The organism is Meiothermus hypogaeus, assembly GCF_003574035.1.
Classification (GTDB): domain Bacteria; phylum Deinococcota; class Deinococci; order Deinococcales; family Thermaceae; genus Meiothermus; species Meiothermus hypogaeus.
In genome coordinates this window covers 1-13,844 of sequence record NZ_QWKY01000042.1, presented here as the reverse complement: position 1 = coordinate 13,844, position 13,844 = coordinate 1, and the positions used below count along the sequence as shown (strand labels likewise).

Annotated in this window: 12 protein-coding genes; 8 read left to right on the top strand and 4 right to left on the bottom strand. The window is 60.0% G+C overall.

All coding sequences use genetic code 11. The features are described 5' to 3' along the window. Nucleotides 1-5: 5 nt before the first annotated feature. The 6 genes from Mhypo_RS11120 to pruA all read left to right on the top strand — a co-directional run bounded on the left by Mhypo_RS11120 (nucleotide 6) and on the right by pruA (nucleotide 7,859). Nucleotides 6-2,597 carry an HD domain-containing phosphohydrolase gene (locus Mhypo_RS11120; RefSeq protein WP_119341378.1) on the top strand — a complete coding sequence of 864 codons (2,592 nt, stop codon included), beginning with the start codon at nucleotides 6-8 and terminating at the stop codon, nucleotides 2,595-2,597. A 419-nt stretch (nucleotides 2,598-3,016) separates the two neighbouring features. After that, nucleotides 3,017-4,198, top strand: a complete 1,182-nt coding sequence (gene metK / locus Mhypo_RS11115) for a methionine adenosyltransferase (RefSeq protein ID WP_119341366.1) — start codon at nucleotides 3,017-3,019, stop codon at nucleotides 4,196-4,198. Between the two features lie 87 nt (nucleotides 4,199-4,285). After that, nucleotides 4,286-4,945 (top strand): GntR family transcriptional regulator, encoded by a 660-nt coding sequence (locus Mhypo_RS11110; RefSeq protein ID WP_119341365.1) that lies wholly within the window; start codon nucleotides 4,286-4,288, stop codon nucleotides 4,943-4,945. 10 nt (nucleotides 4,946-4,955) lie between these two features. Beyond that, the gene (locus Mhypo_RS11105; RefSeq protein WP_119341364.1) at nucleotides 4,956-5,879 is read left to right on the top strand and encodes a proline dehydrogenase; all 924 of its coding nucleotides are present in this window, start codon (nucleotides 4,956-4,958) and stop codon (nucleotides 5,877-5,879) included. Nucleotides 5,880-5,881: 2 nt separating this feature from the next. Beyond that, on the top strand, nucleotides 5,882-6,268 hold the full coding sequence (locus tag Mhypo_RS11100) for an ACT domain-containing protein (protein WP_119341363.1): 387 nt from the start codon (nucleotides 5,882-5,884) through the stop codon (nucleotides 6,266-6,268). 43 nt (nucleotides 6,269-6,311) lie between these two features. Then, the gene (pruA, locus tag Mhypo_RS11095) at nucleotides 6,312-7,859 is read left to right on the top strand and encodes an L-glutamate gamma-semialdehyde dehydrogenase (protein WP_119341362.1); all 1,548 of its coding nucleotides are present in this window, start codon (nucleotides 6,312-6,314) and stop codon (nucleotides 7,857-7,859) included. 530 nt (nucleotides 7,860-8,389) lie between these two features. On the opposite strand, the gene Mhypo_RS11090 is transcribed toward pruA, so the two are convergent. The 3 genes from Mhypo_RS11090 to Mhypo_RS11080 form a co-directional block, all read right to left on the bottom strand. Next, nucleotides 8,390-9,553, bottom strand: coding sequence for a DUF4352 domain-containing protein (locus Mhypo_RS11090; RefSeq protein ID WP_119341361.1), 1,164 nt, complete (start codon nucleotides 9,551-9,553; stop codon nucleotides 8,390-8,392). A gap of 96 nt (nucleotides 9,554-9,649) precedes the next feature. Continuing rightward, nucleotides 9,650-9,874 (bottom strand): hypothetical protein, encoded by a 225-nt coding sequence (locus Mhypo_RS11085; protein ID WP_119341360.1) that lies wholly within the window; start codon nucleotides 9,872-9,874, stop codon nucleotides 9,650-9,652. A 215-nt stretch (nucleotides 9,875-10,089) separates the two neighbouring features. Then, a complete protein-coding gene (locus tag Mhypo_RS11080) occupies nucleotides 10,090-10,551 on the bottom strand; it encodes an HD domain-containing protein (RefSeq protein ID WP_119341359.1) in 462 nt (153 codons plus the stop codon). A 96-nt stretch (nucleotides 10,552-10,647) separates the two neighbouring features. Here Mhypo_RS11080 and Mhypo_RS11075 point away from each other — a divergent pair, with 96 nt between their 5' ends. Next, entirely contained in the window at nucleotides 10,648-11,298 is a 651-nt protein-coding gene (locus tag Mhypo_RS11075; RefSeq protein WP_119341358.1) for an MIP/aquaporin family protein, read from the top strand. 42 nt (nucleotides 11,299-11,340) lie between these two features. Here the strand turns inward: Mhypo_RS11075 and Mhypo_RS11070 are convergent, their stop codons facing one another. Further along, nucleotides 11,341-12,006 carry a uracil-DNA glycosylase gene (locus tag Mhypo_RS11070; RefSeq protein WP_119341357.1) on the bottom strand — a complete coding sequence of 222 codons (666 nt, stop codon included), beginning with the start codon at nucleotides 12,004-12,006 and terminating at the stop codon, nucleotides 11,341-11,343. A 224-nt stretch (nucleotides 12,007-12,230) separates the two neighbouring features. On the opposite strand from Mhypo_RS11070, the gene Mhypo_RS11065 reads away from it, so the two are divergent. Next, on the top strand, nucleotides 12,231-13,655 hold the full coding sequence (locus Mhypo_RS11065; RefSeq protein ID WP_119341356.1) for a nitronate monooxygenase: 1,425 nt from the start codon (nucleotides 12,231-12,233) through the stop codon (nucleotides 13,653-13,655). Nucleotides 13,656-13,844 lie beyond the last annotated feature (189 nt).

Sequence of the window (13,844 nt, the reverse complement as noted above, 5' to 3'; positions counted from 1 at the left end):
TTGATATGAGCGTTCCATATCAGGGCACGCTGGCCCTCCTGCGAGAACTGGTGAGCAGCCCAGATCTGGAGTCGCTTGTAACGGCGGCCCTCGAGGGGGCCTTGCGCTTGATTCCCGGGGCTCAGGCTGGCTCAGTCTTGCTGCGGCAAGGTAACTTTTATCGTTTTGTAGCCATGCGAGGCCACAACATTCCTTTGCCCCGATACTCCCTGAGCCTTGAAGATGAGCTGCGCTGGTATGGAGCCAGCCTTGAAGATGCGCTCTTGGCCCGGCCCAACATTGTGCAGGTTCGGCCCGAGCTGAGCGGGCTTGTTGCCCAAGATCGGCAGACCCTGCACCAGATTTACTGGTCACTGAATGTACCCATACCGCTTAATGGCAAAGTAGAAGCCTGGCTCTGCCTCGACCGTCTCGAAGCGGCTCCGTTTTCTTCAGAGGCCTTACCTCTGGCCCAGGAGTTGGGCTCTAGCCTGGGGGTTGTGTTGCAGACCCTGAAAGAGCGGCAAAACACCCAGGCTCGCCTCGAGCGCGAAGAACGGCTGGCCCGGGTACTGGGGATTCTTTCCACCTTTCGTGAAACAGAGCTATTGTGGCAGTCGTTGCCCCATCTGATTTTAGAGATACTGGGTGAGGAGCGGGCAGTGACCTTACGGCGGGTAGGTGATGAGCTCCGGGTATTTGCGGCCGTGAACTGGGATGAGGCGCTGGGTCTTACCGTGCCTCGGGGTAAAGGGGTTTCGTGGCTAGCCCTCGAGGAACGAACCGTCCAGATGGTGCGAATGGATGATCCCCGATTACATCTGAATGTAGTCACAGACCATGTAGATTTTGCGGCCTTCGTACCTGTGCAGGATGCCCACGGCGAGGGTTTCGGTGTGGTGGTTGCATATTCAAAATACCCGTTTGAACCGGAGGATGCCGCCGTGCTGGAATCGTTTGGCCGTGGCGTTGGGCAGGTGCTGGCACGGCTGGAAGCCCAGGCTGCTCAGGAGCGTGAGCTAGCCCGCTTACAAACCCTGACCCACATCAGCCAGCGTTTGACCGCTGCACAAACCACCGAAGAGTTGCTGCAATGGATTGTGCAAGAAGCCCTGGAGCAGACCAAAGCCTCGACCAGCCTGGTCACGCTCTACCGCCCCAAAGACGACGTGCTCGAGGTGGTGGCAGCGGCAGGTCATGCCGCTGAACAGGCCGCAGGCACCCGTCATCCACGGGGTAAGGGTTTAGCCTGGCGGGTGCTGGAACAACGCGATACTTTGTATTTGTCTGATGCCTCAATAGAATCCAGCGCGGTTTTTACCTCTGGTAGTCGGGTCAAAGCAGCCTATCTGGGGGTGCCGCTGGGCGACCCGGAGGGACGAACCGTGGGGGTGCTCTCGGTGGATACGGCTGGGACAGGGGGTACGATACAGCTTCAGGATCGCTATGCTCTGGAGGCACTGGCCAAGGTGGCTGGGGTGATGCTTTCGCGTTTGCAAGCCCTCGAGCAGGCCTACCAACAAACCGATAACTACCGGGCGCTGGTGCAGATGTCCAACGACCTGGAGATGCTGGATGACCCCCAGGCCATGGCTCAGCGGGCCATTGAAACCTTGCTGAGCCTGACGGGTTTACATGCAGGAGGGGTTTTTCGCTTCGTGGCTGGTAGTGAAGATCCGCAAAGCGGTCATCTAGAACTTCAGGTACGGCATGGACGCTACGGACTGGGTGAGCTGCTAAGCCACCTTGACACCCTGCCGGTGCGCATAGGAGAAGGTTTCATGGGCAAGGCCCTAGCAACTGGCCAGACCCAGCTACTCGACGACTATCAAACCTGGGAAGGAGCCTGGCCTAGATTCAAGAATCTGGCGCTGCGCACGGCCGTCACCACCCCCCTACAGGTTCGGGGCCAGCCTCATGGGGCCCTAACCCTGGCCAGTTTCCACCACAAGGTGGCGATTTCAGATGAAAATATCTCGCTTCTGGAGGCGGTGGCGCGGCGGTTGGAACGGGCCTGGGAACGTGTGCGACACCTGGAAGAGATCACCCGTACCCGCGAGGATGCCCTGCGCGCGCTGGGACTGGGTCTGGAGTTACGCGACCTCGAGACCAAGGGGCACACCGACCGGGTGGTGGCCCTGAGCGAAGCCCTGGGGCGGCGCCTAGGCTTTGATGACCTCGAGGGCCTTCGCATGGGGGCCTACCTGCACGACCTGGGTAAATTGGCAATTCCGGACTCAATTTTGCTCAAACCCGGTACCCTCACCGATGCCGAGTGGCGCATCATGCAAAGCCACTGCGATATTGGGTTCGGTATGCTGGAAAACCTGGGGTTCTTGTCCCAGACGGCCCGCAACATCGTGCGCTACCACCACGAGCGGATCGATGGCTCCGGCTATCCCTTTGGCCTGACCCGCGATGAGATTCCCCTCGAGGCCCGTCTTTTTGCCGTAGTAGATGTGTACGATGCCCTTCTTCAGTCGCGCCCCTATAAGGCTGCCTGGAGCCAGCAAGATGCCCTGCGTGAGCTGCGCAAACAAGCGGGCGATACCCTGGATGCCCGCATCGTGCAGGAATTCATCGCCCTGATTGGCGAGCAGGTGCGAAACCGAGCGTAGCCCGGGCGTGGGCGCTGCCGAAGCAATCCAGAAGGGCTGCATTCCCTGTAATGGCAGGCAACAATACCAGATTCGGTTGATTCGTTGCCGAACGGTAACGAATCAACCCGAGCGAAATTATCCGCGTAGCGGAGGGCGATACCGCCCCTTGGAAGTTATCCGCGTAGCGGAGGGCGATACCGCCCCTTGGAAGGGAGACGCTTTCTTCGCCGACCGTTCGGGAGGGGTGTGCTCCAGGACTCAAAAAGACAACCTATGGTTTTTTTGGTTTTGTAAACTGTCTTTTTGAATCCGGTATAACGGCGTTTTAGATGTTTATCTACGCCGAGGCGCTCGAGTTCAGGTTTCCGTGGAACGAACTGGTTATGGGGGTGCTATACTTTGTCGGTTGACGCGGCTTTACTGCGTGCTATAGGAGGATAAAGTTGCAACGACTGGTAACTTCGGAATCGGTGACGGAAGGGCACCCCGACAAGCTGGCCGACCGCATTTCCGATGCGGTGCTGGACGCGATTCTGGCCGAGGATGCCGAGGCCAGGGTGGCCTGCGAAACCCTGGTGACCACGGGCCTGGTGATGGTAGCAGGCGAGATTACCACCAAGAGCTATGTGGACATTCCCCGCCTGGTGCGCCAGACCGTGCTCGAGGTGGGCTATACCCGGGCCAAATACGGCTTCGATGGCGATACCTGCGCGGTGCTTACGGCCATAGACGAGCAGTCGCCCGACATTGCCGGCGGGGTCAACGAGTCCTGGGAGTGGCGGGTGCTGGGCTCGCGGGACGAGTTCGACCGGGTGGGTGCGGGCGACCAGGGCCTAATGTTTGGCTACGCCACCGACGAGACCCCTGAACTAATGCCGCTGCCCATCTCGCTGGCCCACCGTCTGACTAGGCGGCTGGCCGAAGCCCGTAAAACCGGCGAAATCCCTTACCTGCGCCCTGATGGTAAGGCCCAGGTGACCGTGGTTTATGAGGGTCAGAAGCCGCTGTATGTGGGTACGGCCCTGGTTTCCACCCAGCACTCCGAAGAGGTTGAGGCCGACCAGATCCAGCACGACATTCGCACCCTGGTCATCGAAAAGGCCATTCCGGAGCAGTACCTGAGCAAGGAAACCCAGTACCTGGTGAACCCCTCGGGCAAGTTTGTGATTGGCGGGCCACACGGCGACACTGGCCTGACCGGGCGCAAGATAATCGTGGATACCTACGGGGGTGCGGTTCCTCACGGTGGGGGGGCCTTTAGCGGTAAAGACCCCACCAAGGTAGACCGCTCGGCAGCTTACTACGCCCGCTACATCGCCAAGAATATTGTGGCAGCCGGGCTGGCCAAACGTGCGCTCATCGAGCTGGCCTATGCCATCGGCAAAGCCCGCCCGGTGGGCATGCGGGTCGAGACCTTCGGCACAGGTATGGTGCCCGATGAAAAGCTGACCGAAGCTGCCCAAAAAGTCTTCGATGCCCGTCCCAGGGCCATCATTGAGAACCTCAACCTGCGCCGCCCCATCTACACCGCCACCTCGGCCTATGGCCACTTTGGCCGCGAGGGCTTCCCCTGGGAAAACACCGATAAGGTCGAAGCGCTTCGCCAGCTTCTGCCATAACCTGGCCCGCAATGCACCAAGGCGGCCTTCGGGCCGTCTTTTTTGATTTGACCCGGCTACCCCAGAGATGTATACTGTATACACTTTATGGCCCACTTTCAACGGCCCCACTCGGTGCGCGAAGCTGCCTACGCCCACCTGCGAGGGGCCATTCTGGCCGGTTCCTTGCTGCCGGGGACGCGCATCTCCGAGCCGGGCTTGGCCCAGGAACTCGGCATCAGCCGTACCCCCGTGCGGGAAGCCCTGCAGCGTTTGTCGCAAGAGGGGCTGGTGGAGCTACTACCGAACAAAGGAGCGCGGGTACGTGTCCTGTCGGCCAACGAGGTGCGCGAGGTCTATGATGTGCGGGCCTTGCTCGAGGGCGAGGCGGCGGCTTTAGCTGCCCGCAATGCCACCCAGGCAGAACTGGATGGCCTCGAGCGGCTTTTGCAGGCCCTGGATGCGCTGCCTAAAGACGATTACAACCAGCAGATGCAGGTAGACTTCGACTTTCACACTGCGCTGGTCGAGGCGGCCCACAACAAAACTTTGGCCCGGATTTATGCCGACCTGCGCTCGAGCCTGACACTCATTCGCTCCTTCCAGCGCACCCTTTCCCAACACCCCAAAACCCGACAGCAGCACCAGGCCATTTTGTCGGCGCTCAAGGCCCACAACCCCCAACAAGCCGCCGAGGCAGCGCGGGCACACGTGTACAACTTCCGCGACCTGGTGATGCAAAGTCTCCAGGAGCAGGTCTGGCAGTAGAGGAGTGCCTATGGATTTCAATCAAAGCTATCGTTCGTTTGTGCTGGCGATTGCCCAGAACAAAGGCATTAAAAACCTGGTGCTGACCCGGGGGCGCAATTTTGCCCGCCGGTTTATCGCCGGCGATACCCTGGAGGAAGCCTTGCGGGTGGTGGAGGCTTTGGAGCGCGACCGGATTCATGCCATCCTGGATTTGCTGGGCGAGATGGTCACCTCGGAAGCCGAAGCGCGAAAATTCCAGGGCGAGATTGTGCGGCTGGTACAGGCCTTTGGGGCTTTGCCCTACCCGCGGTATGTGGCCCTCAAGCTCACCCAGCTGGGGCTCGATCTATCCGAAGACCTGGCGTTTGCCCTGATGCAGGAGATTCTGGCCGAGGCGCACAAGGTGGACTGCTTCGTGCGGATTGACATGGAGGACAGCCCCCGGGTGGAGGCTACCCTGCGGGTCTACAAGCGGCTGCGCGAGGCCGGTTTCGACAACACCGGGCTGGTGCTGCAAAGCTACCTCAAGCGCACCGAGCAAGACCTGCAAGACCTCATACCCCTGCGAACGCCGGTGCGCATCGTGAAGGGTGCTTACAAAGAACCCCCCGAGGTGGCCTTTCAGGACAAACGTATGGTGGATGCGCAGTTTATGGTGTTGTGCAAGAAGGCCCTGGAAAATGGCCTCTATACCGCTATTGCCAGCCACGACCCCCAGATCATTCAGGAGATGAAACGCTGGACAGCCGAAAAAGGCATCGGGCGTGAGCGCTTCGAGTTTCAACTGCTTTACGGGGTGCGCCGCGATGAGCAGAAAAAACTGGCCGCCGAGGGCTACACCGTGCGGGCGTATGTGCCCTACGGTACCGACTGGTACCCCTACTTTTCGCGCCGCATTGCCGAAAGGCCCGAGAACCTCCTGTTTGTGGCCCGGAGCCTGATTCAAGGATAGATATGGCAGCCAAACTGGATTTGCACCTTCTGGAAGGCCGGTACGCGGTCTGCCAGCTTGCTGCTAACGTCTCCCTACCGGCCTGGGCACAGGGCGAGGGCTTTGTGAGCATCAGCCGCAGCGACGAGGAGCTAACCGTGGTCTGCCCGCAGAGCCGCGTGCCCCCCGAAGTCAAAGCCGAGCGTGACTGGCGTTGCCTTCGCCTGGCCGGCCCCTTCGATTTTGCCCTTACCGGCATCCTGGCCTCGGTGCTGAACCCGCTGGCCGAAGCCGGGGTGGGCATCTTTGCGGTCTCGACCTTCAATACCGACTACGTGCTGCTCAAGCACCAACAGCTAGAGCGGGCTGTGGCAGCCCTCGAGCAGGCCGGACATGTGGTGCATGTATAAAGCAAAAAGTCCTGAGCAAAAGGCATCAACGAAAGGAGCTTGTATGACCCCCGAACCCTACCGCCCCGAACCCATCGAAACCTTCCAGAGCCCCGAGGCCTTCGAGGCCATGCGCAAGGCCCTGACCGAGGTACGGGCCCAGTTTGGCCGCCACTACCCCCTCATCATCGGCGGCGAGAAAGTGCATACCCAGGAAACCATTACCTCTACCAACCCATCTAACCCGACGGAGGTGATTGGGGTGAGCGCCAGGGCCGGCATTGCCGAGGCCGATGCCGCCCTGGACGCGGCCTGGAGGGCCTTCAAGAGCTGGCGCGACTGGTCCCAGGAGCACCGCAGTCGGGTGCTGCTGAAGGCGGCCCAGATCATGAAGCGCCGCCAGCGGGAGCTCGAGGCCTGGCTGGTCTACGAGATTGGCAAAAACTGGGTGGAAGCCGCCGCCGATGTGGCCGAGGCCATCGACTTTATTCGCTACTACGCCATCTCGGCCCTCAAGTACAAGGACGGCGCCCCGGTGCTGCCCTATCCGGGCGAGGACAACGAGGCCTTTTACATCCCGCTGGGGGTGGGGGTGGTGATTGCCCCCTGGAACTTCCCGCTGGCCATCCTGACCGGCATGACCGTGGCCCCCATTGCGGTGGGCAACTGTGTGGTTTCCAAGCCCGCCGAAGACACCGTGGTGATTGCGGCCAAGCTCTTCGAGATTCTGGAAGAGGCTGGTCTGCCCGCAGGCGTCGCTAACTTTTTGCCGGGGTCGGGCAGCGAAGTGGGGGCCTATCTGGTGCAGCACCCCCGCACCCGGTTTATCAACTTTACCGGCTCCCTCGAGGTCGGCCTCCGTATCAACGAAAGCGCGGCCCGGCTCTCGCCGGGGCAGGTCTGGCTTAAGCGGGTCTTTTTGGAGCTGGGTGGCAAGGACGGCCTGATTGTGGACGAAACTGCCGACCTGGCCGCAGCAGCCCAGGCCACCGTGCAGAGCGCCTTTGGCTTCCAGGGACAGAAGTGCTCGGCGGCCTCGAGGCTGATTGTGGTGGACGGGGTGCACGACCTCCTGATGGAGCAGATTCTGCACCGCACCGAGGGTCTGATTGTAGGCCCCGCCGAGGAGAACCCCGATATGGGGCCGGTGGCCAGCGCCCAGCAGGAAAAAACGGTGCTTTCCTACATCGAGATTGGGCAGCAAGAGGGCCGGCTGGCCCTGGGGGGACGCCGGCTCGAGGGCAGCGGGTTCTTCATCTCGCCCACCGTGTTCGAAAAAGTCTCCCCCGATGCCCGTATTGCCCAGGAAGAAATCTTTGGCCCGGTGCTTTCGGTAATCCGGGTACCCGACTTCGACACCGCGCTCGAGGTGGCCAACGGCACCCGCTTTGGCCTGACGGGCGGGGTGTTCTCGCGCAAGCGCGAGCGTTTGGAGCGGGCCCGCCGCGAGTTCCACGTGGGCAACCTGTACTTCAACCGCAAAATTACCGGAGCCCTGGTCGGGGTGCAGCCTTTTGGTGGCTTCAACCTCTCGGGCACCGATACCAAGGCCGGGGGGCCGGATTACCTGCTCAACTTCCTGCAGATGAAGAGCGTGACCGAGCGATTCTGATTGCAATCGGGGTTTTTTTACAAAGCAGCTTGTGAAGCTCAATATCCCATCCGCGCTTTTGTGGATGGGGTATTGACCGGTGTTGCTCCACTGGTTTGGGGGTCTTGACCGTCCTATCGCGCTCTTCACGGACGTGGCCGCCTACCCAGGCGGCCACTGTTCTGTCCAGGACAAAGCTTTTTTGAAGTCGGCTGGCTCTAATACCAGATTCGGTTGATTCGTTACCGTTCGGTAACGAATCAACCCGACCGAAGTTATCCGCGTAGCGGAGGGCAATACCGCCCCTTGGAAGTTATCCGCGTAGCGGAGGGCGATACCGCCCCTTGGAAGTTATCCGCGTAGCGGAGGGCAATACCGCCCCTTGGAAGGGAGACGCTTTCTTCGCCGACCGACAGTGAAGGGCCATCGGCCCCCGGCTAGCGCCGGTACTCAAGGGAGGGGTGTGCTCTAGGATTCAAAAAGACAGCCTATGGGGTTTTTGGTTTTGTAAACTATCTTTTTGAATCCGGTATAAATAGGCGAAGAGCGCTCTATTGGAACTGGCTCAGATCAAAGGCGTAGACCCTCGATTTCCCCTCAGCCGCATATAGGGTCTGGCCCTTCACCTCCTGGGGCAGCTCAAAATAGATGCGGAACTTGTATTCCTCACCGGATTTGAGCTTGCCTTCGGCGTGCTCGTCGCGGGCTGCCTTGATCAGATACCCGTCAAACTCTTGCTTCTCGCCATCGGTATCCTTGAGTTCGAACTTGAAATTGCTGTAGCTGTAGTTCGCTTCTCGGGCAGTAGGGGCACAGGCGTTCTTGATAGCGAAGGTGGCGACCAAATAACGTTTGCCTTCGGCAGGAGGCCGCTTATCCATGGGCTCGGTGTTGTAGCTCACCGACTCGAGCCTCATATCAAACTTTAGCATGGGGTAGTAGGTTCCGGCCTTGGCGGGCACTTCTTCGAGGGCCGTGGCCCCACTTGGGTCTGCCGGGTCGGCAAAGGGAGCCGGGAGGGGCTTGACCTTGCCCCGCAGGTCGTAGCGCAGAACCGGCGCCCCCCGTTCGCGCTCCACGATGAGTTTGGGCATAGCCCCTGAAGCCGGCACCGCCCAAGCGGCCACCAGATCCACCTTCTGGGCGGGTTTGAGGTTGACATCATAGACTTCTGTGGTGCCTTCGCGGGCCACGAAGCTGTCAAAAACGTGGTTGAAGTCTTTGGCATCCACCACGGTGAACTTGAAGCTATTCCAGTTGACGTTTTTATCCTGCTGGTTTGGGTTCTGAACTGTATAGTGCAGTATCAGCAGCTTTTCGTTGGCTTCAGGAGCATAGACGCTGGTACCCACCGTGACCTGGCTCACCGTATACTCGGCGCTTCGAAGGGTGAAATTAAGCGGACTAGACTGGCCGAGGGTATAGGTTTTGCCAAATTCGCCCTCGCCACCCGCCAGTTGGGTGGTGCCTGCCACCTGGGTCTGGGCGGCCTGGCCCACGCTTACAATGACAAACTGGTTCTTGGCCTTGTCGTAGGTAACGCTGACCCCCAGCGCCTTGGCAAAGCCCTGTACCTCTACGTAATACTTCCCTCCTTTTTCCAGGGTGTCTACCTTGACGGTCTTGCCGTTGATCACAAAGGTCGGCAGTGCTGCCGCCAATACCAGCAACCCCAAACCCAGTCCAAACAACAGCAGTAGTCTGGGCCTGAGCATAAAGCGCCTCCTTTCTGGGCAAACATTATTTTAATTTGCCCAAATGGGTAGGGATGTCCCAGATTGCGGAGGGGCTCAGGCTTACTCTATACCAGCCTACTGACCCCAACCCAGCGCCCGCAGCCCCACCCTGGCAAGCAGCCGGTTTTGCAGGTTGTGGATGTCCCGCACGGTTTCTTCTTGCTCGTTGGGGTGAAGGGTAGGTAGCTTGAGCAGGGTCCCGGCTACCTTGCCAAGCGCAAGCCAGATCTCCACTTCCTCTGGGGTCATGCCGTAGTCCAGCAGGCGCCGGCGCTCTTCGGCGATGGTTCTTGCAGGCATGGGAATCACCTCGAGGGCCAGGGTAGGAAAGGGAGCGTTATATTTGCGTTATACCCTCTTCGCTTGAACACTTTGCATAGCGTAGGAAAGGGGAGGTAGGGAGCAGGGGGTAGGGGACAGGGGTTGGAAACCCACCACCCATTCCCACCTTGGGGTATACCCAAAAGTTGGTTATTCGCCAAAAATTTGGTATTACCTGACGCGCCCAAAGCTTATCAAAACTCTTCGTCCACCTCGTGCAGCCGCTGGGCCCAGAGGCTTTCGGGCCGGTGGTGCTCCCGCACAATCTGGGCGACCTGAGGGTCGAGGATGCGTATGGCCGCATACTCGGGGTGATGGCGGCGAATCTGCCAGGCCCCGCGCAGCCCTTTGTCCAGGGGCTCGATGGGAACATCCAGGCTAATAAGCCCAGTCAGGATGCGTTCCAAAGGCCGGTAGGGCCGCAGGGCCTTGCCGCTGTCGTGCAGCAGGGCAGCCCGCACGGCAAAGCTGGGGGCGTCGGGGTAGCGCTCGAGCAGCCGCTTGGCTACCCGCACGGCGTGTTCCCGATCGCGCACATCCATGGCTTTGTACAGGTGGGCCTCTTCGATGCTGAGTTCGGCCAGGGCCCAGCCGTCGTCCGGTTGGGCTTGAGCCGGTATAAAAGCTTTGTACAATCGCTTCAGGCGCAGCCACACGAATTTATCCTACGTACAAAACCTTAATAGCTTTGTCAAATCCGGCCAATTGTGGGAACCCCAGGGGCTGGGGTAACGTAGGGTTGGGAGGAAAACATGAACATACGCGCTCTAATTGCAGAGTTTCTGGGAGTTTTTGCCCTGTGTTTTGTAGGGATTGGGGCCATTGCCGCCACCCAGGGTGGCGACCTTATGGTAGTAGCCCTGGCCCACGGCCTGGCCATCGGCCTTTCGGTGGTGGCTTTGGGGGCGCTCTCGGGGGGTCATTTTAACCCTGCCGTCACCTTTGGCATGCTCATTACCGGTCGCATTTCCCCGGTGGGCGCGGTGGGCTACTGGGTGGCCCAACTGCTGGGGGGGTTGGTAGCGGCTTTCTTCATTGGTGCGCTTTACGGTGGCACCGCGGTAGCCGATGGAACCCCGGCCCCCGGCGCCAACCACACCGCCATCCAGGCCCTCATGATGGAGATTTTCCTGACCTTCTTTTTGGTCTCGGTGATTTTTGGCTCAGCGGTTTTCAACAACTATAGTTATGCAGGGCTGGCCATTGGTCTGGCCATCACCATGGACATCCTGGCCGGAGGGGCTATTTCGGGGGCGGCCATGAACCCTGCCCGGGTGCTGGGCCCGGCCATCATCGGCGGTGAATGGAGTGCCCACTGGGTTTACTGGGCTGGCCCGCTGGTGGGGGCTGGTCTGGCGGCCCTGCTCTACGACTTTTTGTATAGCAAGAAGGCTGATAGCTGATGGCTTATAGCCAATAGCTCGGGGCTCAATTTTGGCTCTAGGCTATGGGCTATTAGCAAGCCTTTTCGCCCGCTCGAGAATCCCGTCAAACATGGCGGCGGTCAGTTTGCCGGTTTGGGTGTTCTGCCGGCTGACGTGATAAGAACTCAACAAGACCCGCTCGCCAATGCGGTACTCGCTGCCGTGGGCAAAGGGATAGGCTGATTTGCGCAGACGGTGATATCCCAAAAGGGCGTCGTGGGCAATTTGGCCCAGAGCCAGGTAGACCTTGAGGTTGCCCAGAAAAGCCAGTTCCTGTTCAGTCCACTTTGCACAGGTACGTATCTCGAGGGGACTGGGTTTGTTGCCGGGCGGTGCGCAGCGCACCGCAGCGGTGATGTAAACGCCATGCAGCACCAGGCCATCGCCCTTGTGGGTAGAAGTGGGCAGGTTGGAGAGCCCGGCGCGGTAGAGGGCCGGGTACAGAAAGTCGCCAGAGGCATCACCGGTAAATGGCCGTCCGGTGCGGTTGGAGCCGTGGGCCCCGGGGGCCAGCCCAAAAACCAGGATGCGGGCCCCGAAGTCGCCAAAACCCGGTACGGGCCGGGCCCAGTATTCTACGTTACGAAAGGCAGCGCGTTTTTCCTGCCCCACCTGCTCGCGCCACGCTACCAGCCGGGGGCAGGCCCGGCAGTCTGCTATTTGGGTGTAGAGGGCCTCGAGGCTCATGCCATCTCCATTACACCATCAGGCGGAGCGTCTCGAGCAAGCGCATTCGGTGCCGCTCTTTTGTACCAGGTACAGACCCAAGGGTATTGCCGCTTTTGCCTGGAGTTCTCACCGTTTCTCCCCGTACAATCAGGCATCTTTTCGTCGACTTGTTCTTTTTCGGGAGGTTTGTTCACGTGCAAAATGTAGCTACTGTAGCCCTACCGCGCATCATTCAAGGTGGGATGGGTGTTTCTGTTTCCAACTGGCGTCTGGCCAGAACCGTTTCATTGCTGGGGCAACTGGGCGTGGTGTCGGGTACTGCTATGGATACGATCCTGGTGCGGCGATTGCAGGACGGCGACCCCGCCGGGCGGGTGCGCCGCGCCCTGAGCGCATTTCCTTTCCAGCATTGGGTTAAACCGGTTCTGGAGAAATATTTTCAGCCCGAGGGTCGCCGGGGTCAGCCCTACAAACGCGTCCCTATGCCAAGTCGCTTGGGTGATACCGCTTCGCAAATTATGCACGTACTGGGCGGGTACGTCGAGGTATTTCTAGCCAAGGAGGGGCATGGGGGTCTGGTTGGCATCAATCTTCTGACCAAGCTGCAAATTCCTACCCTGGGCACGCTCTACGGGGCCATGCTGGCCGGGGTGGATTATGTGTTGATGGGCGCAGGCATTCCCCGCGAGATTCCAGAAGCACTCGACAAACTTTCAGCCGGAGAGACCGCTTCGCTCAAGCTAGACGTCACCGGCTGGACAGGTGCAGACGCCCCCCGCCTTCACTTCAATCCGCAGGAAATCGCCGGTCAGGCCCAGGCCCTGAAGCGCCCCCACTTTTTGCCGATCATTGCCTCCAACTCGCTGGCTACCCTGCTGGCCCGCAAGGTAACGGGCACCATTCAAGGCTTTGTGATCGAAGGCCCTACCGCAGGCGGGCACAACGCACCCCCTCGAGGGGCGCCGGTTTTTGATGAGCGCGGGCAGCCGGTGTATGGTGAACGGGATGTGGTCGACCTCGAGCAAATCAAAGCCCTGGGCCTGCCTTTCTGGCTGGCTGGCGGCACCGGTTCGCCCGAAGCCCTGGAAAGCGCGATAAACCAGGGAGCGGCAGGTATCCAGGTAGGAACACTCTTTGCCTACAGCCAGGAGTCTGGTTTCGAGGCGGGCCTCAAAGAACGGGTGCTGGAGCAGGCCGCCAGAGGGGAGGTCAGGGTTTTTACCGACCCCAAAGCCTCGCCTACCGGTTTTCCCTTCAAGGTAGCGGAAGTAGAGGGTACGCTCTCCCAGCCGGAGGTCTATCGGCGCCGAACGCGGGTCTGCGACCTGGGCTATCTGCGCGAACCTTATCAGGTAGCCGATGGAAAAATCGGCTTCCGCTGTGCTTCTGAGCCCATCGAGCAGTACCTGGCTAAAGGGGGCGACCTCGCCAATACCGAGGGGCGCAAGTGCTTGTGCAACGCGCTTTTGGCAGCAGTTGGACAGGGTCAGGTGCAAAAAAATGGCGACCCAGAGCTGCCCCTGGTGACCAGTGGCGATGACCTCGAGCGCATAGGTCGCTTCGTGGCCCGGTTTGGCACGCGGTATAGTGCTCGGGATGTGGTGGCCTATTTGCTGGGCGAAAAGGCCTTCCCGCAGACTAAAACCCAGCTTGTAGCCGGCGGGTAGGCTCGATATGGGCTGGATCTAATACCAGATTCGGTTGATTCGCTACCGAACGGTAACGAATCAACAGGGCCGAAGTTATCCGCGTAGCGGAGGGCGATACCGCCCCTTGGAAGTTATCCGCGTAGCGGAGGGCGATACCGCCCCTTGGAAGTTATCCGCGTAGCGGAGGGCGATACCGCCCCTTGGAAG

Bases quoted from the DNA above. Each gene is read 5' to 3' on its own strand.
- Mhypo_RS11120 (WP_119341378.1), top strand. From the start codon at position 6: ATGAGCGTTCCATATCAGGGCACGCTGGCCCTCCTGCGAGAACTGGTG.
- Mhypo_RS11110 (WP_119341365.1), top strand. From the start codon at position 4,286: ATGGCCCACTTTCAACGGCCCCACTCGGTGCGCGAAGCTGCCTACGCC.
- Mhypo_RS11105 (WP_119341364.1), top strand. From the start codon at position 4,956: ATGGATTTCAATCAAAGCTATCGTTCGTTTGTGCTGGCGATTGCCCAG.
- Mhypo_RS11100 (WP_119341363.1), top strand. From the start codon at position 5,882: ATGGCAGCCAAACTGGATTTGCACCTTCTGGAAGGCCGGTACGCGGTC.
- pruA (WP_119341362.1), top strand. From the start codon at position 6,312: ATGACCCCCGAACCCTACCGCCCCGAACCCATCGAAACCTTCCAGAGC.
- Mhypo_RS11090 (WP_119341361.1), bottom strand. From the start codon at position 9,553: ATGCTCAGGCCCAGACTACTGCTGTTGTTTGGACTGGGTTTGGGGTTG.
- Mhypo_RS11085 (WP_119341360.1), bottom strand. From the start codon at position 9,874: ATGCCTGCAAGAACCATCGCCGAAGAGCGCCGGCGCCTGCTGGACTAC.
- Mhypo_RS11075 (WP_119341358.1), top strand. From the start codon at position 10,648: ATGAACATACGCGCTCTAATTGCAGAGTTTCTGGGAGTTTTTGCCCTG.
- Mhypo_RS11070 (WP_119341357.1), bottom strand. From the start codon at position 12,006: ATGAGCCTCGAGGCCCTCTACACCCAAATAGCAGACTGCCGGGCCTGC.
- Mhypo_RS11065 (WP_119341356.1), top strand. From the start codon at position 12,231: ATGGGTGTTTCTGTTTCCAACTGGCGTCTGGCCAGAACCGTTTCATTG.